Source organism: Lentzea guizhouensis, from assembly GCF_001701025.1.
GTDB lineage: Bacteria > Actinomycetota > Actinomycetes > Mycobacteriales > Pseudonocardiaceae > Lentzea > Lentzea guizhouensis.
In genome coordinates this window covers 1,856,965-1,876,686 of the sequence record NZ_CP016793.1, presented here as the reverse complement: position 1 = coordinate 1,876,686, position 19,722 = coordinate 1,856,965, and the positions used below count along the sequence as shown (strand labels likewise).

Sequence of the window (19,722 nt, the reverse complement as noted above, 5' to 3'; positions counted from 1 at the left end):
CGGGAAGGAGGCAGGGCCGATGGGTGCGAAACGGCGCTATCGACTCGCCGCTGGGGTGGGGGTCGCGTTGCTCGCGGCATCAACCGTCACGGCGTGCGGGTCGAGCGACGATGGGATCACCGTCAACGTCTACAAGTATCCCCAGGAGAACTTCCAGGCGGTCGTCGACAACTGCAACGCCAAGGCCGCGGGGCGCTACAAGATCGTCTACAACAAGCTGCCGCGGGAAGCCGACGGTCAGCGCGAACAGATGGTGCGCAGATTCGCGGCCGAGGACGACAGCATGGACGTCCTCGGTCTGGACGTCACGTGGACCGCCGAGCTCGCGGAGGCGGGCTGGCTCAAGGAGTTCACGGGGTCCGTCAAGTCCCAGGTGGAGAGCGGCACGCTGCAGACGCCGCTGGAGACCGCCACCTACGAGAACAAGCTCTACGCGGCCCCGGACAACACCAACGTCCAGCTGCTGTGGTACCGCTCGGACCTCGTGCCGACGCCGCCGAAGACGTGGGACGAGATGATCAGCATGGCCGAAGCCCTGGTCGCACAGGGCAAGCCGGGCCAGATCGTCGGGCAGGGCAAGCAGTACGAGGGGCTCGTCGTGCTGTACAACACGCTGGTCAACTCCAACGGCGGCACGATCATCGACGAGAGCGGCACCAAGGCCGTGGTCGACGACAAGGCCGTGGAAGCGTTGGCGGCGTTGAAGAAGCTCGCCACGTCCAAGGCGATCGACCCGTCGTTCTCCAACGCGGCGGAGGACAACGCGCGCCTCGCCATGGAGAACGGCAACGCGGCGTTCCAGCTCAACTGGCCGTACGTCTACGCGGCGGCGCAGAAGAAGCCGGACTTCGCGAAGAACTTCAAGTGGGCGCCGTACCCCGCGCTCGGCGGTGACACGTCGAAGGTCACCGTCGGTGGCATCAACTTCGCCGTCAGCGCGTACACCAGGCACCCGGACCAGTCGTTCGACGCGGTGCTCTGCCTGCGCAGTGCGGAGAACCAGAAGCTCGCCGCGCTCAAGGACGGTGTGCCGCCGACCATCGAGTCCGTCTACGACGAGCCGGAGATGGCCGAGGCGTACCCGATGCGCGACACCATCAAGGACACGCTGAAGAACGCGAGCGTCAGGCCGCTCACGCCCGCGTACCAGAACGCCTCGACCGTCATCGCCACGGTCCTGTCGCCGCCGGCGAGCATCGACCCGAAGGCCACGGGTGACCGGTTGCGCGAGGAGCTCCAGGACGCGCTCGACTCCAAGGGGGTGCTGCCGTGAGCCACGCGACAGCCGAGAAGGCTGCGACAGCGGAGCCAGAACCCGCTGCTCCCAAGAAGAAGGCGCTGAGCGAGGGCAAGAAGGCCGAGCGCAGGCTCGGCTGGCTGCTCTGCGCGCCGGCCGCGCTCACCATGGTCGCGGTGACCGGCTGGCCGATCCTCTACTCGCTGCTGCTGTCGATGCAGAAGTTCGACCTGAAGTTCCCCGACCGCACCGAGTGGGTGTGGTTCGACAACTACGTCGCCGTGCTCAGCAGCCCGTACTGGTGGAACGCGGTGTGGGTGACGGTCGTGCTGACCGTCGTCACCGTCGCGGTCGAGCTGGTGCTGGGCATGTCGCTCGCGCTGATCATGCACCGCGCCCTGGTCGGCCGGGGCATCGTCCGCACGACGACGCTGATCCCGTACGGCATCGTGACGGTCGTGGCCGCGTTCTCCTGGCGCTTCGCCTGGACGCCCGGCACCGGCTACCTCGCCGAGGCGCTCGGCGGCGACCCGGTGCTGACCGAGAAGATCCCCGCGCTCATGGTCGTGGGCCTCGCGGAGATCTGGAAGACCACGCCGTTCATGGCGCTGCTGCTGATGGCCGGTCTGGCGCTCGTGCCGGACGACCTGCTCAAGGCGGCGGCGATGGACGGCGCGAGCGGGTGGCAGCGGTTCATCAGGATCACCGTGCCGATCATGAAGCCGGCGATCCTGGTGGCACTGCTGTTCCGCACGCTCGACGCGTTCCGCATCTTCGACAACCTCTTCGTGCTCACCGCGGGCTCGCAGGGCACGTCGTCGGTGTCGATGCTGACCTACAACAACCTCATCAAGGGCTTGAACCTCGGCATCGGGTCGACCATGTCCGTGCTGATCTTCATCATGGTCGCGATCATCGCGTTCGTGTTCATCAAGCTCTTCGGCACCGCTGCCCCCGGTAGCGACGACGGGGGGAAGCGCTGATGGCTGGTATCGGAGGAGCCGAGACCACCGGCAAGAAGGTCGGCTGGGGTGTGCTCAACACCGTCGTGGTGATCTACGCGCTGTTGCCGGTGCTGTGGATCGTGTCGTTGTCGTTCAAGTCGTCGGCGACGCTGGCGGACGGCAACTTCATCCCGCGCGAGTGGAGTCTCGAGAACTACCGCAACATCTTCTCGACGTCGGAGTTCACCAGGGCGCTGATCAACTCCATCGGCATCGCGCTCATCGCGACCGCGATCGCCGTGGTGTTCGGCACGATGGCCGCCTACGCCATCGCCAGGCTGGACTTCCCCGGCAAGAACGTGCTGGTGGGCGTCTCGCTGCTGATCGCGATGTTCCCGCAGGTCTCGCTGGTGTCCCCGCTGTTCGAGATCGAGCGCTCGCTGGGTCTGTTCGACACGTGGCCCGGCCTGATCCTGCCGTACATCACGTTCGCGCTGCCGCTCGCGATCTACACCCTGTCGGCGTTCTTCCGCGAGATCCCCTGGGAGCTCGAGAAGGCGGCGAAGATGGACGGTGCGACGCCGGGGCAGGCGTTCCGTCGCGTCATCGCGCCGCTGGCCGCGCCGGGTGTGTTCACGACGGCGATCCTGGTGTTCATCTTCTGCTGGAACGACTTCCTGTTCGCGATCTCGCTCACCTCGACCGAGCAGTCGCGGACCGTGCCGGTGGCGCTGTCGTTCTTCACCGGCAGCTCGCAGTTCGAGGACCCGGCCGGGTCGATCGCGGCGGCCGCCGTGGTCATCACCATCCCGATCATCCTCTTCGTGTTGTTCTTCCAGCGCCGGATCGTCGCCGGCCTGACCTCCGGCGCCGTCAAGGGGTGAGTTGACCAATGGCAGAGATCGTTCTGGACAAGGTGACCAAGCGGTACCCGGACGGCGCGTTGGCCGTCCAGGAGGTCAACCTGGAGATCGCCGACGGGGAGTTCATCATCCTCGTCGGACCGTCCGGCTGCGGGAAGTCCACCACCCTCAACATGATCGCGGGGCTGGAGGACATCACCGACGGCGAGCTGCGCATCGGCGGGCAGCGCGTCAACGAGAAGGCGCCCAAGGACCGCGACATCGCGATGGTGTTCCAGTCCTACGCGCTCTACCCGCACATGACGGTGAAGGAGAACATGGCCTTCCCGTTGCGGCTGGCCAAGGTCGACAACGCGACGGTCGAGAAGAAGGTCAAGGAAGCCGCGGAGATCTTGGACCTGTCGCAGCACCTCGACCGCAAACCGTCCAACCTGTCCGGTGGCCAGCGGCAGCGCGTGGCGATGGGCCGCGCGATCGTGCGCAGCCCCAAGGCGTTCCTCATGGACGAACCGCTGTCCAACCTGGACGCCAAGCTGCGCGTGCAGATGCGCACCTCGGTGTCGCGCCTGCAGAAGCAGCTCGGCACGACCACGGTGTACGTGACGCACGACCAGACCGAGGCGATGACCCTCGGCGACCGGGTCGTGGTCATGCGCGGTGGTGTCGTGCAGCAGATCGGCGCGCCGCAGTTCCTCTACGAACACCCGGCGAACCTCTTCGTGGCGGGCTTCATCGGCTCGCCGTCGATGAACTTCGTGCCGGCGTCGCTGGAGAACGGCGGTCTGCGCTCGCCGCTGGGCGACGTGACGCTGACCGACCGGGTGCGGCAGCTGCTGGAGGGTGCCGACGCGCCCCGCGAGGTGATCATGGGCATCCGTCCCGAGCACTTCGAGGACGCGGCGCTGGTGGACGCCACCGCGTTGTCCTCCGGTGCCAAGTTCACGTCCCACGTGGACGTCCTGGAGTCGATGGGGTCGGACAAGTACGCCTACTTCAACCTCACCGGTGAGCAGGCGACCTCGGCCGACCTGCAGGACCTCGCGGCGGACATGGGCGCGGACGACGTGCCCGGTGACGGCATCTCGCTCGTGACCCGGCTGTCGTCGGCCTCGGGTGCCACCGCGGGCTCGTCCGCGGACATCTGGTTCGACGTGGACAAGGTGCAGCTCTTCGACCCGTCCAGCGGCAAGAACCTGACCTACACGGACCGGTGAATTGTCGAATTCAGGGCCGCCTTCCCGTCGGGAGGGCGGCCCTTTTCGATACTCTTCGGGACCCATTGGAGCGCTTTGTCCCTGTGGGTCACTCGATCGAGTGAGGGCGAAAGTCTTCGTGTCACCGGGCCGATTAGTCGAGGTCATCGGCAGGGGTGAACTCCGTTCGCCATTGGGCGCTCGGCAGTGACACCTCAACGAAACGTGCACTGCGCCGCTCCGGTTGGTCCCCACGCTTGTCGAAGGCGGGTACAGGACCACAGGGGGGTCCGGGGAACCGTCGCCGAGAATCGAAAGAGAGCGTGCAATGGGGATCCTGGACGGAAAAGCCGTCGTCATCACGGGGGCCGGCCGAGGACTCGGCGAGGCCTACGCGATGCACGCGGCGCTTGCGGGCGCCTCGGTGGTGGTCAACGACAACGACGGTGACCTGGCCGAGACGGTGGCGGAGCACATCCGCGGCTACGGCGGCCGCGCGGTCGCCTCGAACCACACGGTGGCCGACCCGAGCGAGGCCGCGAAGATCGTGGACCTCTGCGTCGACGAGTTCGGCCGAATCGACGGCCTGGTGAACAACGCGGGCCTGAACTACGAGACGTTGCCGTGGGAGGACGATCCCGAGACGATCAGGGAGGTCGTCGAGGTCAACGTCCTCGGCGTCATCTACGTCGGAATCGCGGCAATGAGGGCGATGCGCGGCTTCGGCGGCGGATCCATCATCAACATTTCCTCCGGCGCCTCCTTCGGCCAGCGCAAACTCGGCACCTATTCCGCCACCAAGGGCGCCGTGGCCTCGCTGAGCTACTCGTGGGCACTCGACCTCGAGTCGGAGGGCATCCGCGTGAACGCCGTCTGCCCGGTCGCGCACACGCGGATGGTGTGGAAGTCCGAACGTTCCCTGCGCGCCATTCCGGCCGACCGCACGCCGGGCAAGGTGGCGCCGCTGGTGCTGTTCCTGCTCTCGGACCGGTCCGAGGGCATCACCGGCCAGGTCGTCCGCTGCAACGGCAGGCAGCTGCACATCGTCGGCCAGCCGTACTTCAAGCAACCGATCCTGGAGAGCGACAACTGGGACACCGCTTCGGTCGAGCGGGCGTTCACGGGCGTGCTGCAGGCGCACCTCGAACCGTACGGGTTGGAGAAGAGGATGCCTCCCCGGCTCCGTGCGCTGGTGGAGCCTTCGCAGACCGCCTGAGGTGGACGGGGGAGTGCCGCACTGTGCCGCGGCGCTCCCCCGTCCTGGACAACCGCGGACGGTCGCGCTTGACGCGGTGCTGGTTTTCGCCCGTGGTTTCTCCGCTCCCCGCGTACGTCGACACCGCCTTCGACAGTCCACCGCCGGTTGGCAGGAACGCGGTGCCGCACGGGCCAAGCACACCGGCGCCGAGCAGTTCGCCGGGTTGGCCGACTTCACCCAGCGGGCGCGCACGACCCTGCACCGCGCAGCCGAGCTGGATCCCGACGACGTCGCACCGCGGGCCGCGCTGATGTCGGTGGCGCTGGGGGCTCCGACCCGTCGCAGCGGGCCCGCGGAGGTCCACGAAGAGGTCGTGAAGCGGGTGCCGGACCTGGTCAACGCGAACCTGCGCAGGCTGCGGACGACGTGTCCGACCGGCTGCTCGCAGGTGCCGACGGTCAGCCCTGCTCGCTGTGGGCGTACCAGATCTTCGCGATGTTCTGCTTCCAGGCCGAGGTGAAGGACAGGCTCGCCCTGCACCTCGGCCGCAGCGGACAGCGCGCCGCGCGGTGGCCGTGGGCCTACCTCGGCAACCCGGACAAGCGCTTCGAGGCAGCCCAACGGCTGGCTGTCAGCTAGCCCCAGGACGGGTAGTCCGGCGCGACCTCGGCGTAGCGCTCGTCCCAGTTCGGCGGCTGCTCGCCGTTGAGATGAGCCTCCGCCCGGTCGAGGAACGCGTGCGTGCCCGGCGCGAAGCCCTTGGCGTTGCGTTCGGACAGTCCGCGGTGGGTGAACGTCAGCACCGTCTCGTCGCCGTCCGCCGTGAGCTCGTAGCGCACGACGCTGTCCTCCACGATCCGTTGGTGCCACTCGTGTTCGAAGACGGCGTGGCCGTTCTCCGGTGGCTGCCAGGTCAGGATGCGGCCGGTGACGCGCTTGGCCTCCATCGGCGCGGGCGGGTCCTCGGGCTCGATGACGACCTCTTTGCCGTGCGGGTCCACGGTGCCGTGGCCGAACCACGCCTTGCGCTCGGCGTCGTCGGTGATGGCGGACCAGACGCGGTCGATCGGGAACCTGAGCCTGCGTTCGAAGGTGAGGACGGCGTGGTCGCCCTCGACGGTGACGGTGCCGAAGTTCATTCGTCCTCCAGGTGCTGTTCGAGTGCGTCGAGGTGGTTGCGCCAGAAGCGGCGGTACGGGGTGATCCAGTCGTCGATGCGTTGCAGGCCATCGGGTTTGAGCGCGTAGATGCGGCGTTGGCCGTCGGGCCGCACCTCGACCAGGCCGACCTCCCTGAGCACGCGGAGGTGGCGTGACACGGCCGGCTGGGTCAGTGACGGCAGGCTGTCGACGAGCTCGCCCGCGGTGCGCTCGTGTTCGGCCAGCAGGCTGATGAGGTGCCTGCGGTGGGGTTCGGCCACGGCCTCGAAGACGTCCACGGTGAGTTGTATAACGTGTTGCGTATATAAGCACAAGTGGATATTGATGATTTGGTGACGTTTTCGCACGTCACACGGATGGCTGCGGAAATTGTCAGGGGTGCCTGTCACCATCACTTCATGGCCGAACGCAAACCCAGAGTCACCGACTGGCGACTCGTCGTGCAGTCCCGGTTGGACCGGGTCCGCGCGGATCTGGCTGCGCTCGGCCCGCCCGACCCGGTCGATCCCGAGGGCGATGTCTGGCGGCGCACCGCCGAGGAGCAGGCGGCGGTCGTGGAGGCGATGCTGAGCGATCGCGAGCCGTGGTGGCGCATGGTGCCGTCGTGGTGGTCGGGCTGGTACATCGAACGGGCCTGGCGCGCGCTGCACGAGGCCGAGGTGGCGACGATCTCGGCCGAGCGCGGGTTCCTGGGGCGGTTGCCGGGGTTGCAGGCGCGGGTGGCGCAGTACCTGGACGACGACGATCCGCGCCGCCGTGCGCTGGAGGCGTTGCGGCCGGGGGAGTTCGCGCCGGCGGTGGAGCGGGCGATCGTGGTGGACGCGCTGCGGGCGGCGTACGACAACTCGGACTTCGCGCACGCGGGCTCGCGGGCGTTGCGCAACAAGCTGATCGCGGCGTCGCTGGTGCTGTTCGTGATCAACACGGTGCTCGGCGTCGTGGGCATCGTGCGGCCGGGGATCCTCCCGTTGTGCGTCGACCCCAAGGAGAACGCGCTGCCGACGGTCTGTCCCGGCGGCACGGCGAAGGCGTCCGGGGTGGACGTCTGGCTCGTGCAGGTGCTCGGCGCGTTCGGTGCCGTGCTCGCGGCGGTGGTCCTGCTCTTACGCCGCCGGCCATCGCTCTCGCCGTACGTGATGATCGGCTACCAGGCGCTGATCAAGATCATGCTCGGCGCGGCACTGGCGGTGGTCGGCATCCTGGCCCTGGGAGCGGGCGTGACGAGCGGCCTGATCGGCATCCCGTCGGCCGCCGCGCTGCTGCTGTGGGCGGTCATCTTCGGGTACGCGCAACAGATCGGCACGCGCCTGCTCGACAAGTACACCGACGAGGTGCTGGACCAGGCCCGCCCGCTGCCGGACGCGGACGGCCCACGGGTGGCGCCGCGCTGAGCGGCGCGCGGAAGGAGCAACTGCAACAGACCGCCGGGCCCAGCCGTGTTGAGCGGTGACGCGGGCGCAGGGGAGCGCCGGTGGGTCAGCTCGGCGTCCCCGGCCCGCGCCGGTAGCTGAACAGCTCGTCGGTCTCCCCGAACCGCTCGAACCCGGCCTTCTCCAACACCCGAGCCGACGCCGGGTTCGTCTGTTCGACGCTCGCGTGCACGGTGTGCACGTCGTCCGACGTCAACGCGAACTCGGCCAGCGCCGCAGCCGCCTCAGCCGCGTACCCGAGCCCTTGCCGCGACGGCACCACGCCGTACCCGATCTCCACACACCCGTCCATCGGTGGCCAGAACAGCCCCAGCGACCCCACGACCTCGCCGCTCGCCCGCTCGATGATCAGCCGGTGCCCGAACGGCGACAGCCACGCCGGGTTCTCCGCCAGCACCCCGGCGATCACCGTGTCGCCCTCGGCGGGGAAGTCCGCGGCCCACGACGGCTGACGGTCGCCGGCGACGACCTGCTTCACGTCGAGGGCGGTCCAGGGGCGCAGCGCCAGGCGAGCAGTCTCAAGATCAGTCACGGCCGCACGCTAACGGCGGTCGGCGGGGCGGTGCGACCGACTTTCCGGCGGGGCATCCGATCGTGGCGTGTTCAGCCCTGACCGCGCCTCGTCCCCGGCCACGGCCACGGCCTCGTCCCCCGCCACGCCCTCATCCCGGCCGCCCCAGAGCCCTAACCCCGGTCCGCCCGCCGCTGCACCCCACTCTCCGCCCGCACCGCGTTGATCACCTCCGCGTCCCACCGGTGCGTCCTGATCAGCCGGTACCTCTCCGCCGCCACCCACAGGTACGCCTCGGCCTCCGTCCGGTCCCCGACCATGTCCGCCTGCCGCAGCATCGCCACCACCGGCCGGTACTCCTCCGCGTACCACCGCCGCGCCACCACACCGCGGTCCAGGAACACCCGCTCGTCCTGCGACAGCCGGAACCCCCACGCCTCGACGCACTCGCCCAGCTCGGCGTAGTCCCACGGGTCGGACAGCACGACGGCGGCCCGTGCCTCGCCGACCAGGGGCACGCGGTCGAGGAAGAGGCGGCGGTAGTCCTTCACGATCAGGTCGCCGCGGTAGCGGATGCCGGCCGCGTTGATCCGCGTGATCACCTGCGTCACGTAGGCGTCGATGGTGGTCAGGCCGAGTGCGTGGGCGACGGACACGCGGTGGTGGCCGTCGATGATGAAGTGCAGCTCACCGATGCGGTAGACCTCGATCGGCGGGATGGACTCGCCGCGGCGGGTGGCCAGGGCCAGGCGTTGCCAGCGTTCGCGGACGCGGCCGGAGGTGGGGCGGAAGCGGCGGTCGAAGTCGCGGCCGCGGTCGACGCTGCCGACGATCGAGTCGAGGCGGATGTTCTGCAGGCCGAGGCGTTTTTCGGAGACCATGCCGAGGGCGTCCACGACCTCGTGGAACGGCAGCATGATGTTCACGTCGTCCGGCTCGCGGCGCAGCCAGGCGGCCAGGCGGGACATCACCTGGCCGCGGCGGGCTCGGGTGAAGTCGTTCTCGGCGTCGGCGAGGGGGAAGCCGGTGTCACGTCTCATCGTGCGCTCCCGGGATGGTGAGGACCTTGAATCCGACGACGTTCACCACGCGGGTGTCGCCCAATGCGCGATCCGGGCGTGGGACGCCGTGCGGGTGGATGTGGCCGTGCAGCAGGAACGGTGGTCGCAGGCGGGAGACCAGGTCGTGCAGGCACCCGAAGCCGCGGTGGGGTGCGTCGGGCTCGTCGCCGCAGTCGAGCGGTGGTGAGTGGGTCAGCAGCACGTCCACGCCACGTCCGTCGCGCAGCCTGCGCCAGCCGGCCAGCCTGGAGACCCGGCGGGCGCGGCGGGCCTGCTGCCGTTCCGTCCACTGGTTGGGGCCCTTGTTGTAGCGGATCGAGCCACCGAGGCCCGCGATGCGCAGGCCGGCGACGTCGACCACGCGTTCGTCCGCGTTCACCGCACCGGTTGGTCCTGGCCAGCGGACCGGGACGCCCGCCTTGGTCCACAGGCCGCGGACGTTCGAGTAGCCGGAGAGGTCGGCGTCGTGGTTGCCGGGGACGAACACGAGCGGCTTGTCCAGGGCGTTGGCCAGGAACTCCAGGTAGTCGAACGGCAGGTCGCCGGCCGCGAGGACCAGGTCCACGCCGGAGTGGGCGTGCACCTGATCAGTCCACAGCTGTTCGACGACCTCGTCCGCCACCGCGAGCACTCGAACCATTCCAGCAGCGTAATGAGGCCCGCTCCGGATGACGCGGGACAGCGCTGCCACTAGCGTCAACACCGTGCTTGCCGAGCTGTTCGCCGCGGCCGCTCACGGCTGCCGCGACCGCAGTCCGCTGACCCAGCGACTCCTGGCCGACGCCGCCGACGACCTCTCCAGAGGCGGCGTGACGGCGCGGATCATGGCGGGCGCCGAACGCGACCGGGAGGGCAGCGTGCCCGGTCTGCGGTTCGCGGGCGCCGTGCACCGGCTCGTGCTCGAAGGGCGGGCGCCCGCGCTCGCGAAGCACTACCCCTCCGTCGGCGGCCAGCCCGACCTGCCGCGGCTGTGGGAGGACGCGCTGCCCGCCCTCAACGAGTACACCGCCCTGCTCCGGCACCGCATCGGCGCCACGGTCGTGCAGACCAACGAACCCGGCCGGTGCGCGCCCCTCTACGGCGGGCTGCTCGTCGCCGCGCAGGAGGCCGCGAAGGCCGCGGGCAGGCAGGTGCCGTTCTGCGTGCGGTTGCTGGAGGTCGGCGCGAGCGGCGGGCTCAACCTGCGGCCGCACCACGTCGCCTACCGGCTCGACGACGGCACGACGCTCGGCGATCCCGGCAGCACCCTCGTCCTCGACCCGGAGTGGACCGGACGGCCGCCCGCCGACCTCACCCACCGGCTGCGCGTCGTCGGCAGGGCCGGCTGCGACCTCCAGCCGGTCGACGTGTCCACAGAGGACGGGCGGCTGCACCTGAGCTCGTTCGTCTGGGCGGACCAGCTCAACCGCTGGAACCGCCTGCGGGACGCGCTCGACCTGGCGGCGGCCGACCCGGTGAAGGTCGACCGGGCGGCGGGGCCGGAATGGCTCGCGAAGCACCTCGCCCGCGCCGAACGCGACGTGCTCACCGTCGTGTGGCACTCGGTGGTGTGGCAGTACGTCTCACCGGCCGACCGGGCGATGGGCAGGGCGGTGCTCGCCGACGCCGCCGCGAAGGCCACGCCGACGACCCCGTTGGCGCTGCTGGTGTTCGAGCCGCGCCGGGAGATCGACTACAGGTTCGCGCTGATGCTCAAGATCTGGCCGGCCGGGATCTCGCTGTGCCTCGGTGTCGGCGTGGGCCACGGCATCCCCTTCACCTGGGACGTCACCCCGTGGGAGTGACCACCAGGTTCACCACGTACCGGCCGTCCTGCTCCTGCACGGGCGCTTTGAACTCCGACCGCGTGCCGTCGCGGGTGTACTGCACGACGACGGCGCCGTCGCGGTAGAAGCCGCCGTCCACGCGCGTGGTGGAGAAGTGCTCGACGGTCGACTTCGCGACGTCCTCGCCGCCGACCGCGAGCAACGGCTCCAGCTGGTGGAAGTCGTTGGCGCGCAACGCCTTCGTCACCTGCGCGGCCAGCTCCTCCGGTGTGTCCTCACCGGGTTCCGGCCAGCTCGCGATGGAGATGACCACCATCGTGAGCCAGCTGACGGCGAACACCAGGATCCAGAAGCGCAGGTTGCGCAGCCGCCGGTGCACGTCAGGGCGTTCCGGAGATCAGCACGAACACGGTGGTGATCCAGCAGAGCAGGAACGCGAGGATCCAGAACCGGATGTTGGTGAGCAGTCTGGTCATGACAAAACCCTTCTACACGAACAAAAGCGGGCGAAACCGGGATTCACAGCCAGCGATTTCGGCGCAGTATTCGGTAGAGCGTGAGGCAGGCGATGAGGACCAGGCTCATCACCAGGGGATAGCCGAACTTCCACTTCAGCTCGGGCATGTAGTCGAAGTTCATGCCGTACACACCGACGACCATGGTGGGCACGGAGATGATCGCGACCCACGAGGTGATCTTGCGCATGTCGGTGTTCTGCTGCAGCGTGATCTTCGCGAGCGTCGCGTCGACCAGCGTGGTCAGCAGCTCGTCGAACGCCGTGACGCGCTCGGAGACCTCGGTGAGGTGGTCGTCGACGTCGCGGAAGAACGCGCGGACCTGCTCCGGGATGAGCGGCGTGTAGCCCTCCGCCAAGCGGCGCAACGGGTTCGCGAGCGGCATCACCGCGCGGCGCAGCTCCACGACCTCGCGCTTGAACAGGTAGATCTGCTCGGCGCTCACCTCGGTGCGCGGCGCGAAGACCCGTTCCTCCATGCGGTCGATGTCGTCCTCGATGTGGTCGGTGACCTCGAGGTAGTTGTCGACCACCTGGTCGGCGATGGCGTGCAGCACCGCGGCGGGGCCGATCTCCAGGCGCTCCGGGTCGGCCTCCAGCACGTGGCGCAGCTTGGAGAGCCCGGAGTGGTTGCCGTGCCGCACGGTGATGACGAAGTCCTTGCCCAGGAACACCATGATCTCGCCGGACTCGACGATCTCGTTGGCGGTGTCCGGCGAGGGGTTCGTCACGTACCGCACGGTCTTGAACACCATGAAGAGCGTGTTGTCGTAGCGCTCGAGCTTCGGGCGCTGGTGCGCGTGGACCGCGTCCTCGACGGCGAGCTCGTGCAGCCCGAACGTCTCCGCGATGCCCTCGATCTGCTCGGCGTCCGGCTCGTGCAGACCGATCCAGACGAACCCGTCCTTGCGCTTGCGGACCTCTTTCACCGCGTCGGTGTGCGTCCACCGGCCTGGCAAGCGCTTGCCGTCGACGTAGACCGCGCAGTCGACCACGTAGTGCGACAACGGCACGGAGATGTGCGGAGCAGGGCGCTGCGCAGCGCCACGTCCGCGGATCGAGGGCAGGCTGGGCATGGTGAGTTCCTCCAGGGCCACACGTCGTCGGAGACCGAGAAAACGACGGGCGTCCTGACCGGGGAAGCTCGAACCGCCTAGAACTGGAACGATCTAGCGGGCCACCTCGGTGAGGACGCGCTTGGTACTGGCAGGGTGGGGGTCCTTGCTCATTTAGGGGTCCTCACCTCCTCGGGGCGAAATCGACAGTGGTGGAAATCCTCACACACCGGTTGCCGAGGGTACTCCCCCTCCCATAACACTGTCTCCCCACCTGACACAGATCTCGATCACACGTAGTTGGAGGCGCGGTGCAGTTCGGTCGGTACTACGAGGAGTTCGAGGTCGGAGCGGTCTACAAGCACTGGCCGGGCAAGACGGTCACCGAGTACGACGACCACCTGTTCTGCCTGCTCACGATGAACCACCACCCGCTCCACATGGACGTGAACTACGCGGAGAACACGACGGACTTCGGCAAGAACGTCGTCGTCGGCAACTACATCTACTCGTTGCTGCTGGGCATGTCCGTGCCCGACGTCTCCGGCAAGGCGATCGCCAACCTGGAGATCGAGTCGCTGCGGCACGTGAAGCCGACGTTCCACGGTGACACGATCTACGGCGAGACCGAGGTGCTCGACAAGACGCCGTCCAAGTCCAAGGACGACAGGGGCGTCGTGTACGTGGAGACTCGCGGGTACAAGCAGGACGGAACGGTCGTGTGCATCTTCCGCCGCAAGGTGATGGTGCCGAAGAAGTCCTACGGTGACGCCCGTGGCGGCGAGCAGCCGGGGCGCCCCCAACCGAAGGAGTGACGTGACCTCTCTGGATCTGGCTCAGCAGCGTCTGCGCGCGTTCGCGGAGGAGGCCTCCGGCATCTCGCCCCTCTACGAACACCTCGCGTCGCGCGCCGCCGAAGATCCGGAGGTCGCCGATCTGCTGACCGCCGCCGGTGAGGAGCACGCCACGGGCGAGCTCCTGCTGGCGGCGGCGCATCGGCTCGTGCAGGCCGAACCGTTCCACCAGCTCTCGAACTACTACCCGTCGCTCGGCGGCACCTATGGCGCGGACGAGAGCACGTGGCCGCTGTTCCGCGACTTCCTGTTGGAGCGTTCCGAACGCGTGCGCGCGTTGGTCGCCTCACAGGTGATCCAGACGAACGAGGTGCGCAGGGCCGCGCTGCTCTACCCGGCGGTGGCCGCGGCGGCGAAGCAGGCGGGCGGGCCGATCGGGCTCGTCGAGGCCGCCACGACCGCGGGCCTGCTGCTCGGGCTCGACCAGTACTCCTACCGCTACCAGACCGCGGAGGCCGGCCAGGTCGTCGCCGGGCCCACCAAGGCCGCGCTGGGCCTGCACTGCTCGCTGGAGCTCGCGCCGGGTGCGGCGCTGCCGAAGCTGCCCAAGACGGTCAAGGTGGCCGCGAAGGCGGGCATCGGTGTCTCCCCGGCCGACCTGGCCGACGAGGACGCCTACGCGTGGCTGGAGGCCTGCGTGTGGGCCGACCAGCCGGAGCGCCTGCGGCTCTTCGGCGTGGCCTCCGGCGTGCTGCGCAAGAACCCGCCCCGCCTGGTGGCCGGCGACCCGGTCGGCGACCTCGCCAAGGCGGCCGACCCGATCGACGCCCCGCTCGTGGTGATCACCAGCGGCTCGGGGCTCGACCTCGTGCCCGCTTTGTCCACTTTGGGCAGGGAGTCCTGGTGGGCCGCGCACGAGGACGGTGAGGTCCGCCTGGTCCGAGTGCGTGCCGGCGAGGTTTCGAGCACCACTCTGGCGACCACCGAGGCGCACGGGCACCGTCTCGTTTGGCGCTGAGCGGTGAACCCGGCCCGTTCCCGATCGCGTGAACCCGGATCAGGCCCTGGGCAGGCAGTTCCACTCGGAGAGCGCTTCCACCAGCCCCTCGGTGGTCCGAAGTGTGGCCAACGTCGCACTGTCGACCCAAGCGACATCCGATGCGTCGTCGCCCGCTTGGAGCACACCCGACCTGACCTGGCACTCGTAGTCGTAGATCCGGAAAACCCCGTTCGGGACCGGTCGCTCGACGCTGCCGACGAGGTGACCCGCCGTGACGGAGAGACCGGTCTCCTCGAGGACTTCCCTCGTCACAGCAGCCTCATCGGTCTCGTTCGGCTCCACTCGCCCACCCGGTACCGACCACAGGCCCTCACCTGGTGCGTTGGCTCGTCGCACGAGCAGTAGTCGCCCGTTCGAGTCATGAACGATGGCCCCGACACAACGGATGGTGCGCTCGCTGCTGCCCGTCACGATCACGAAGCGTAGTCACACCGGAACGGCGGTGCAGCGGACTACCCCAGCTGCGGTACAAATCTCCCAAGGCACTGAATCGTGCTGTACAACGGTCACGAACGGCGCCAAACGGGTGCGAACGCGGACGGGGTGGACACCGTGAACTTGAAGAAGATCCTCACTTTCGCCGGTATTGCCTTGTTGCTGTTCTTCCTCATCGCTGAGCCTCAGCAAGCAGCTCAGCTGGTGCAGAACATCCTCAACTCGCTGCGAACTGCGGCTGAGGCCCTGATCACCTTCGTGCGACAATTGTTCTAGGCTCCCCGGCTCCCGCTGGGAGGCCAGGAGCAGGGCAGACAGGGCACTGGCTGGTACCAGGAAGGGCTGGTAGCGCATGTTCGCACCACGTGATCCGGACGACTACCTGCTGTCGAGCGAGCGTCGGGTCATCCGGGTGCGCAGGCACTGGTCCTACCTGATCTGGGACGTGCTCGAGGCCGCGGCGCTGCTCGCCGGCTTCATGATGATCTCGTACCTGCTCCCGGCCAACGCCGGAGTGATCCAGAACGTGCTGTGGTACGGCGCGCTGCTGGTGCTGCTGCGGCTCGCCTACTTCATCATCGAGTGGTGGGTCGAGCGGATCGTCGTCACCGACAAGCGGTTCATGCTGACGTCGGGCGTCTTCGAGACCAAGGTCGCGATGATGCCCATCAGCAAGGTCACCGACCTCACCTACGAGCGCACGGTGGCCGGCCGCATGTTCGGCTACGGCACGCTGATCGTCGAGTCGGCAGGTCAGATCCAGGCGTTGAACCGCCTGGAGTTCCTGCCGGACCCCGAAGAGGTCTACGACGCCATCTCGGAGCTGACCTTCGGCGACAAGAAGGCGCAGGCCGAGCGGTTCTCGATGATCAAGGCGCAGCGGGCCGCCCGCGGGAAGAAGATGGTCCCGTAACGCGGGCCGTGCACCACGTCGTCCACACTGGACGACGTGGTCATCGATCTGCACACCCATTCGTCCGAGTCCGACGGCACCGACAGCCCAGCCGAGCTGGTGAGGGCGGCGGCCCGAGCAGGACTCGACGCGGTGGCGCTCACCGACCACGACACGTCGGCGGGGTGGGCGGAGGCGGTCGCGGCGTTGCCACCGGGTCTGCGCCTGGTGCGCGGGGCCGAGCTCTCGTGCGAGTGCCCTGACGGCTACGGCCGCACGATCACCGTCCACCTGCTGGCCTACCTGTACGACCCGACGCACTCGGCGTTGATGGTCGAGCAGTCGCGGCTGCGCCAGGAGCGCAGGCAGCGGCTGCAGAAGATGGCCGAGATGATGCAGGCCGACGGCTTCCCGATCGACCCGGTCGAGCTGATGGAACGGCTGCCCTTCGACGCGCCCGCCGGTCGCCCGCACCTCGCGCAGGCGTTGATCCGCGCCGGGGTCGTGGAGTCGGTGGACGAGGCGTTCGCGACGTTCCTGACCGGCGGCGCCTACTACGTCGGCCGCACCGACACCCCGGTCGAGCGCGCGATCGAGATGATCACCGAGGCCGGCGGCGTGACGGTGCTGGCGCACCCGTTCGCCCGTTCCCGCGGCCCGGTCGTGGCCCCCGCGGTCGTCGAGTCGCTGGCGTCGCTCGGCCTGACCGGCGTCGAGGTCGACCACCCGGACCACGACGCGCGGACGAGGGAGTCGCTGCGGTCGCTGGCGTCGTCGCTGGGCCTGGTCATCACCGGGTCGAGTGACTACCACGGCACGAACAAGACGGTCCGGCTCGGCGCGGAGACGACGGCGCCGGAGATGCTGGATGCTCTGGCCGAGCGGGCGACGGGCGGCAAGATCCTGGTCGGATAGGGCGGTGTTCCGGTGTTCAACCTGCGGCTCTTCATCGAGGCCACGATCACGCTGCTGGTGATCATGGACCCGCCCGGCACGGTGCCCGTGTTCCTGGGCCTGGTCGGCCGCAAGTCGCGGGAGGCACGCCGGTCAGCCGCGCGGCAGGGCGTGCTGGTGTCGTTCCTGGTGATCACGCTGTTCGCCGTCGCGGGCAACTCGATCCTGGCCTACATGCACATCGGCATCCCCGCCCTGCAGGGTGCGGGCGGGTTGCTGTTGCTGCTGATCGCGCTGGACCTGCTGACCGGCAAGGGCGCCACCAACCACCCCGAGGTGGAGGACGTCAACATCGCCCTGGTGCCGCTGGGCACGCCGCTGCTGGCCGGGCCGGGCGCGATCGCGGCGACGATCGTGTTCGTGCGGCAGGCGGACGGTGCTCTGGGGTCCTACCTCGCGTTGGCCGCGGCGATCGTGGCCGTGCACCTGGTGCTGCTGGGGACGTTGCGGTCGGCCGGGTTGCTGATCAAGGTGTTCAAGGAGAGCGGGATCCTGCTGATGGCGAAGATCGCCGGCCTGCTGCTGGCGGCGATCGCGGTGCAGCTGGTGGCGTCGTCGGTGCAGGGGTTCATCGAGGGTGCTTAGCGTTCGATGCGCGCGCTGTCGCCGTCGATGATGATGGGTCGCTCGATGAGACTCGGGTTGGCTGCGAGGTGGGCGATCCACTTGGCGCGGTCGTGTTCGAGGGTGGCGGGGTAGGCGGGTTCCTTGGTGCGGGAGCTTGAGGACGTGGTCGAGCTCTTCGGCGGTCGGGGCGTCGTCGAGGTAGCGGCGTTCGGTGTACTCGATGTCGGCGTCGTCGAGGCGTTGCTTGGCGGCGCGGCTCTTGGAGCAGCGCGGGTTGTGCCAGATCTCCATGCCGTTCATTTTCTGTCAGGGTGCCTGAGTAACTTGGTTGGGGTGGAACAACTCGGCTTCGACTTCGGCACCACGGCACCGCGTCGGCTCGTGCGCGTCACGCCCGCGAAGCTCTCGACGTGGACGAGCTGCCCGCGCCGCTACCGGATGACGTACCTGGACCGGCCGACGCCACCCCGTGGCGGTGCCTGGGCGCACAACACGTTGGGTGCGGTAGTGCACAACGCTTTGAAGGCGTTGTTCGACCTGCCCGCCGACAAGCGCACTCCGGACCAGGCGGTGGCACTGGTGAACCGGCAGTGGAAGTCGGAGGGCTTCCGCGACGTCGACCAGGCCGCCGAGTACCGCGCGCGTGCCGGCAGTTGGGTGCACGACTACGTGAGCTCGCTGGACGTCGACTTCGAACCGCTGGGCGTCGAGCGCTGGGTCTCGACGCCGACCGAGCGGATCGTCGCCGAGGGCCGGGTCGACCGCATCGACCACCGCGACGGCGAACTGGTGATCGTCGACTACAAGACCGGCCGCCACGTGCTGGACACCGACGACGCCCGCGGCTCCCAGGCACTGGCCCTGTACGCCCTGGCCGCCCGCCGCACCCTGCGCAAACCGTGCCGCCGCGTCGAGCTGCACCACCTGCCGTCCGGGACGGTGGCGGTCTGGGAGCACACGGAGGAGTCGCTGGCCAGGCACGTGCGCCGGGCCGAGGAGGCGGCGGACGAGATCGACCTGGCGGCGGAGACGTTGAAGGCGGGCGGGGACGAGGAGATCCTGTTCCCGCCGCAGACGGGCCGGCAGTGCCAGTGGTGCGACTTCCGGCGGAGCTGTCCGGAGGGGCAGGCGGCGGCGCCGGCGATCGAGCCGTGGTCGCTGCTGGCGCCGTGACGGGGCGTTGGCAGGGCGTGGGCCTGGGTGAAGCGGCGTCTGTGGGGGTGAGGGCTGGGGCACCGGGTGGGGCGGGTGTCGTGAGGAGAGCGTGGCGGCACTCGGCGTGCCTTCGTGGGCGGGGAGGGCCGTGGTGACGCTCGTCGGGACTTGGTGGGCCGGGTGCGGCGCTCGATGAGGCGCCGGGCTGAAGTGCTCGTCGTGGCTGCGTGCGGCCTCGGCGCCGTCAGGACGACGGCGTTGCGGCGTTCGTCGTAGCCGCGCAACCCTCGGACCGCGGACGTACCGGGACCCGTAGGGTGGCTGAGGTGGAAGTCGAAGCAAAGCGGCCGTCGCGGACCCACGGAATCCTGCGCGCCGTGAGCGGAGTGCTCGCGGTGGGCATGGTCCTGCTCGCCCTGGGGAACATCGGCGTCCAGTTCTACGCGAACTCCCGCGACCTGCCGGGCCCCGGCGGGCTCTCGGTGACCGCGCACGTGGTGGCGGCGCTGCTCGTCATCACCGGGCAGATCGTGGCCGACCGGTACGCCGACTGGCGCGCGCCGGTGGCTTCGCTGGCGGTGTTGCTGGTGTCCGCGGCAACCCTGTGGACCTTCTGGTGGGCCTGAGCCCGCCTGCCCCGCCGAACCTGCCCGACCTCACCCAGGCCGCTTGACCCGCCGAGCCCGCTTGCCCCGCCCGGCCTGCCTGACCCCGCCGAGCCTGCTCGCCTTGCCGAGCCTGCTCGCCTTGCCGAGCCTGCTCGCCTTGCCGAGCCTGCTCGCCTTGCCGAGCCTGCCCGCCTTGCCGAGCCTGCCCGCGCTGCCGAGCCTGCCTGACCTGCCGAGCCCGCCCGACCACACCGAAGCCACCCGCGTCGCCCACTAGACGACCGCGTCGCCACGAACCAGCCCGGTGCGCAGCGACGCCCGCCCA

The 19,722-nt window shown here is 69.1% G+C and carries 25 protein-coding genes; 16 read left to right on the top strand and 9 right to left on the bottom strand.

Translation table 11 applies throughout. From position 1 onward, the window contains the following. Positions 1 to 19 precede the first annotated feature (19 nt). From BBK82_RS09375 to BBK82_RS09350, 6 genes are all read left to right on the top strand, one after another. Positions 20 to 1,273, top strand: a complete 1,254-nt coding sequence (locus BBK82_RS09375) for an ABC transporter substrate-binding protein (protein WP_065914645.1) — start codon at positions 20 to 22, stop codon at positions 1,271 to 1,273. Next, positions 1,270 to 2,220: a carbohydrate ABC transporter permease gene (locus BBK82_RS09370; protein ID WP_065914644.1), complete on the top strand. Its 951-nt coding sequence runs from the start codon at positions 1,270 to 1,272 to the stop codon at positions 2,218 to 2,220. The genes BBK82_RS09375 and BBK82_RS09370 overlap by 4 nt, the downstream gene beginning before the upstream one ends. After that, positions 2,220 to 3,065, top strand: a complete 846-nt coding sequence (locus BBK82_RS09365) for a carbohydrate ABC transporter permease (protein ID WP_065914643.1) — start codon at positions 2,220 to 2,222, stop codon at positions 3,063 to 3,065. Before BBK82_RS09370 ends, BBK82_RS09365 begins: the two co-directional genes overlap by 1 nt. Before the next feature lie 8 nt (positions 3,066 to 3,073). Next, a complete protein-coding gene (locus BBK82_RS09360; RefSeq protein ID WP_065914642.1) occupies positions 3,074 to 4,258 on the top strand; it encodes an ABC transporter ATP-binding protein in 1,185 nt (394 codons plus the stop codon). Positions 4,259 to 4,565: 307 nt separating this feature from the next. Further along, the gene (locus BBK82_RS09355) at positions 4,566 to 5,453 is read left to right on the top strand and encodes an SDR family NAD(P)-dependent oxidoreductase (RefSeq protein ID WP_065914641.1); all 888 of its coding nucleotides are present in this window, start codon (positions 4,566 to 4,568) and stop codon (positions 5,451 to 5,453) included. Positions 5,454 to 5,861: 408 nt separating this feature from the next. Then, complete coding sequence (locus BBK82_RS09350; RefSeq protein ID WP_065914640.1) at positions 5,862 to 6,074, top strand: hypothetical protein; 213 nt, start codon at positions 5,862 to 5,864, stop codon at positions 6,072 to 6,074. On the opposite strand, the gene BBK82_RS09345 is transcribed toward BBK82_RS09350, so the two are convergent. Together BBK82_RS09345 and BBK82_RS09340 are read right to left on the bottom strand one after the other, a co-directional pair. Next, the gene (locus BBK82_RS09345; RefSeq protein ID WP_065914639.1) at positions 6,071 to 6,574 is read right to left on the bottom strand and encodes an SRPBCC family protein; all 504 of its coding nucleotides are present in this window, start codon (positions 6,572 to 6,574) and stop codon (positions 6,071 to 6,073) included. The genes BBK82_RS09350 and BBK82_RS09345 overlap by 4 nt on opposite strands. Continuing rightward, the gene (locus tag BBK82_RS09340) at positions 6,571 to 6,873 is read right to left on the bottom strand and encodes an ArsR/SmtB family transcription factor (RefSeq protein ID WP_065914638.1); all 303 of its coding nucleotides are present in this window, start codon (positions 6,871 to 6,873) and stop codon (positions 6,571 to 6,573) included. The genes BBK82_RS09345 and BBK82_RS09340 overlap by 4 nt, the downstream gene beginning before the upstream one ends. Positions 6,874 to 6,993: 120 nt before the next feature. Between BBK82_RS09340 and BBK82_RS09335 the strand changes: the two genes are divergently transcribed. Continuing rightward, the gene (locus BBK82_RS09335; protein ID WP_065914637.1) at positions 6,994 to 7,986 is read left to right on the top strand and encodes a hypothetical protein; all 993 of its coding nucleotides are present in this window, start codon (positions 6,994 to 6,996) and stop codon (positions 7,984 to 7,986) included. A gap of 85 nt (positions 7,987 to 8,071) precedes the next feature. Here BBK82_RS09335 and BBK82_RS09330 read toward each other — a convergent pair whose 3' ends face one another. The 3 genes from BBK82_RS09330 to BBK82_RS09320 all read right to left on the bottom strand — a co-directional run bounded on the left by BBK82_RS09330 (position 8,072) and on the right by BBK82_RS09320 (position 10,237). Continuing rightward, positions 8,072 to 8,557: a GNAT family N-acetyltransferase gene (locus BBK82_RS09330; RefSeq protein WP_065914636.1), complete on the bottom strand. Its 486-nt coding sequence runs from the start codon at positions 8,555 to 8,557 to the stop codon at positions 8,072 to 8,074. Between the two features lie 152 nt (positions 8,558 to 8,709). Further along, positions 8,710 to 9,576: a ParB N-terminal domain-containing protein gene (locus BBK82_RS09325; RefSeq protein ID WP_065914635.1), complete on the bottom strand. Its 867-nt coding sequence runs from the start codon at positions 9,574 to 9,576 to the stop codon at positions 8,710 to 8,712. Then, positions 9,566 to 10,237, bottom strand: a complete 672-nt coding sequence (locus tag BBK82_RS09320; RefSeq protein WP_065914634.1) for a metallophosphoesterase family protein — start codon at positions 10,235 to 10,237, stop codon at positions 9,566 to 9,568. Before BBK82_RS09320 ends, BBK82_RS09325 begins: the two co-directional genes overlap by 11 nt. A 64-nt stretch (positions 10,238 to 10,301) precedes the next feature. On the opposite strand from BBK82_RS09320, the gene BBK82_RS09315 reads away from it, so the two are divergent. Continuing rightward, positions 10,302 to 11,381 (top strand): DUF2332 domain-containing protein, encoded by a 1,080-nt coding sequence (locus BBK82_RS09315; protein ID WP_065914633.1) that lies wholly within the window; start codon positions 10,302 to 10,304, stop codon positions 11,379 to 11,381. On the opposite strand, the gene BBK82_RS09310 is transcribed toward BBK82_RS09315, so the two are convergent. Both BBK82_RS09310 and corA read right to left on the bottom strand, forming a co-directional pair. Continuing rightward, on the bottom strand, positions 11,365 to 11,742 hold the full coding sequence (locus BBK82_RS09310; RefSeq protein WP_065914632.1) for a hypothetical protein: 378 nt from the start codon (positions 11,740 to 11,742) through the stop codon (positions 11,365 to 11,367). The two genes, BBK82_RS09315 and BBK82_RS09310, sit on opposite strands and share 17 nt — an antisense overlap. Positions 11,743 to 11,882: 140 nt before the next feature. Further along, positions 11,883 to 12,953, bottom strand: a complete 1,071-nt coding sequence (gene corA, locus BBK82_RS09305; RefSeq protein ID WP_065920934.1) for a magnesium/cobalt transporter CorA — start codon at positions 12,951 to 12,953, stop codon at positions 11,883 to 11,885. A gap of 290 nt (positions 12,954 to 13,243) precedes the next feature. On the opposite strand from corA, the gene BBK82_RS09300 reads away from it, so the two are divergent. Continuing rightward, positions 13,244 to 13,747 carry a MaoC family dehydratase gene (locus BBK82_RS09300; protein ID WP_065914631.1) on the top strand — a complete coding sequence of 168 codons (504 nt, stop codon included), beginning with the start codon at positions 13,244 to 13,246 and terminating at the stop codon, positions 13,745 to 13,747. A gap of 1 nt (position 13,748) precedes the next feature. Then, positions 13,749 to 14,744, top strand: a complete 996-nt coding sequence (locus BBK82_RS09295; protein ID WP_065914630.1) for a DUF2332 domain-containing protein — start codon at positions 13,749 to 13,751, stop codon at positions 14,742 to 14,744. Between the two features lie 39 nt (positions 14,745 to 14,783). Here the strand turns inward: BBK82_RS09295 and BBK82_RS09290 are convergent, their stop codons facing one another. Continuing rightward, a complete protein-coding gene (locus tag BBK82_RS09290) occupies positions 14,784 to 15,122 on the bottom strand; it encodes an NUDIX domain-containing protein (protein WP_418287502.1) in 339 nt (112 codons plus the stop codon). Between the two features lie 216 nt (positions 15,123 to 15,338). Here BBK82_RS09290 and BBK82_RS51530 point away from each other — a divergent pair, with 216 nt between their 5' ends. From BBK82_RS51530 to BBK82_RS09265, 6 genes are all read left to right on the top strand, one after another. Continuing rightward, complete coding sequence (locus tag BBK82_RS51530) at positions 15,339 to 15,497, top strand: hypothetical protein (RefSeq protein WP_170067890.1); 159 nt, start codon at positions 15,339 to 15,341, stop codon at positions 15,495 to 15,497. A 76-nt stretch (positions 15,498 to 15,573) separates the two neighbouring features. Then, complete coding sequence (locus BBK82_RS09285; RefSeq protein ID WP_065914629.1) at positions 15,574 to 16,134, top strand: PH domain-containing protein; 561 nt, start codon at positions 15,574 to 15,576, stop codon at positions 16,132 to 16,134. A 36-nt stretch (positions 16,135 to 16,170) separates the two neighbouring features. Continuing rightward, complete coding sequence (locus tag BBK82_RS09280) at positions 16,171 to 17,028, top strand: PHP domain-containing protein (RefSeq protein WP_083267885.1); 858 nt, start codon at positions 16,171 to 16,173, stop codon at positions 17,026 to 17,028. A 12-nt stretch (positions 17,029 to 17,040) separates the two neighbouring features. Then, positions 17,041 to 17,652, top strand: a complete 612-nt coding sequence (locus tag BBK82_RS09275) for a MarC family protein (protein WP_071812561.1) — start codon at positions 17,041 to 17,043, stop codon at positions 17,650 to 17,652. A gap of 315 nt (positions 17,653 to 17,967) precedes the next feature. Further along, positions 17,968 to 18,807: a RecB family exonuclease gene (locus BBK82_RS09270; RefSeq protein ID WP_065914627.1), complete on the top strand. Its 840-nt coding sequence runs from the start codon at positions 17,968 to 17,970 to the stop codon at positions 18,805 to 18,807. A 308-nt stretch (positions 18,808 to 19,115) separates the two neighbouring features. After that, positions 19,116 to 19,415 (top strand): hypothetical protein, encoded by a 300-nt coding sequence (locus BBK82_RS09265; protein WP_154697210.1) that lies wholly within the window; start codon positions 19,116 to 19,118, stop codon positions 19,413 to 19,415. 30 nt (positions 19,416 to 19,445) lie between these two features. On the opposite strand, the gene BBK82_RS50060 is transcribed toward BBK82_RS09265, so the two are convergent. Then, positions 19,446 to 19,658, bottom strand: coding sequence for a hypothetical protein (locus BBK82_RS50060; RefSeq protein WP_218920601.1), 213 nt, complete (start codon positions 19,656 to 19,658; stop codon positions 19,446 to 19,448). Between the last annotated feature and the right edge of the window lie 64 nt (positions 19,659 to 19,722).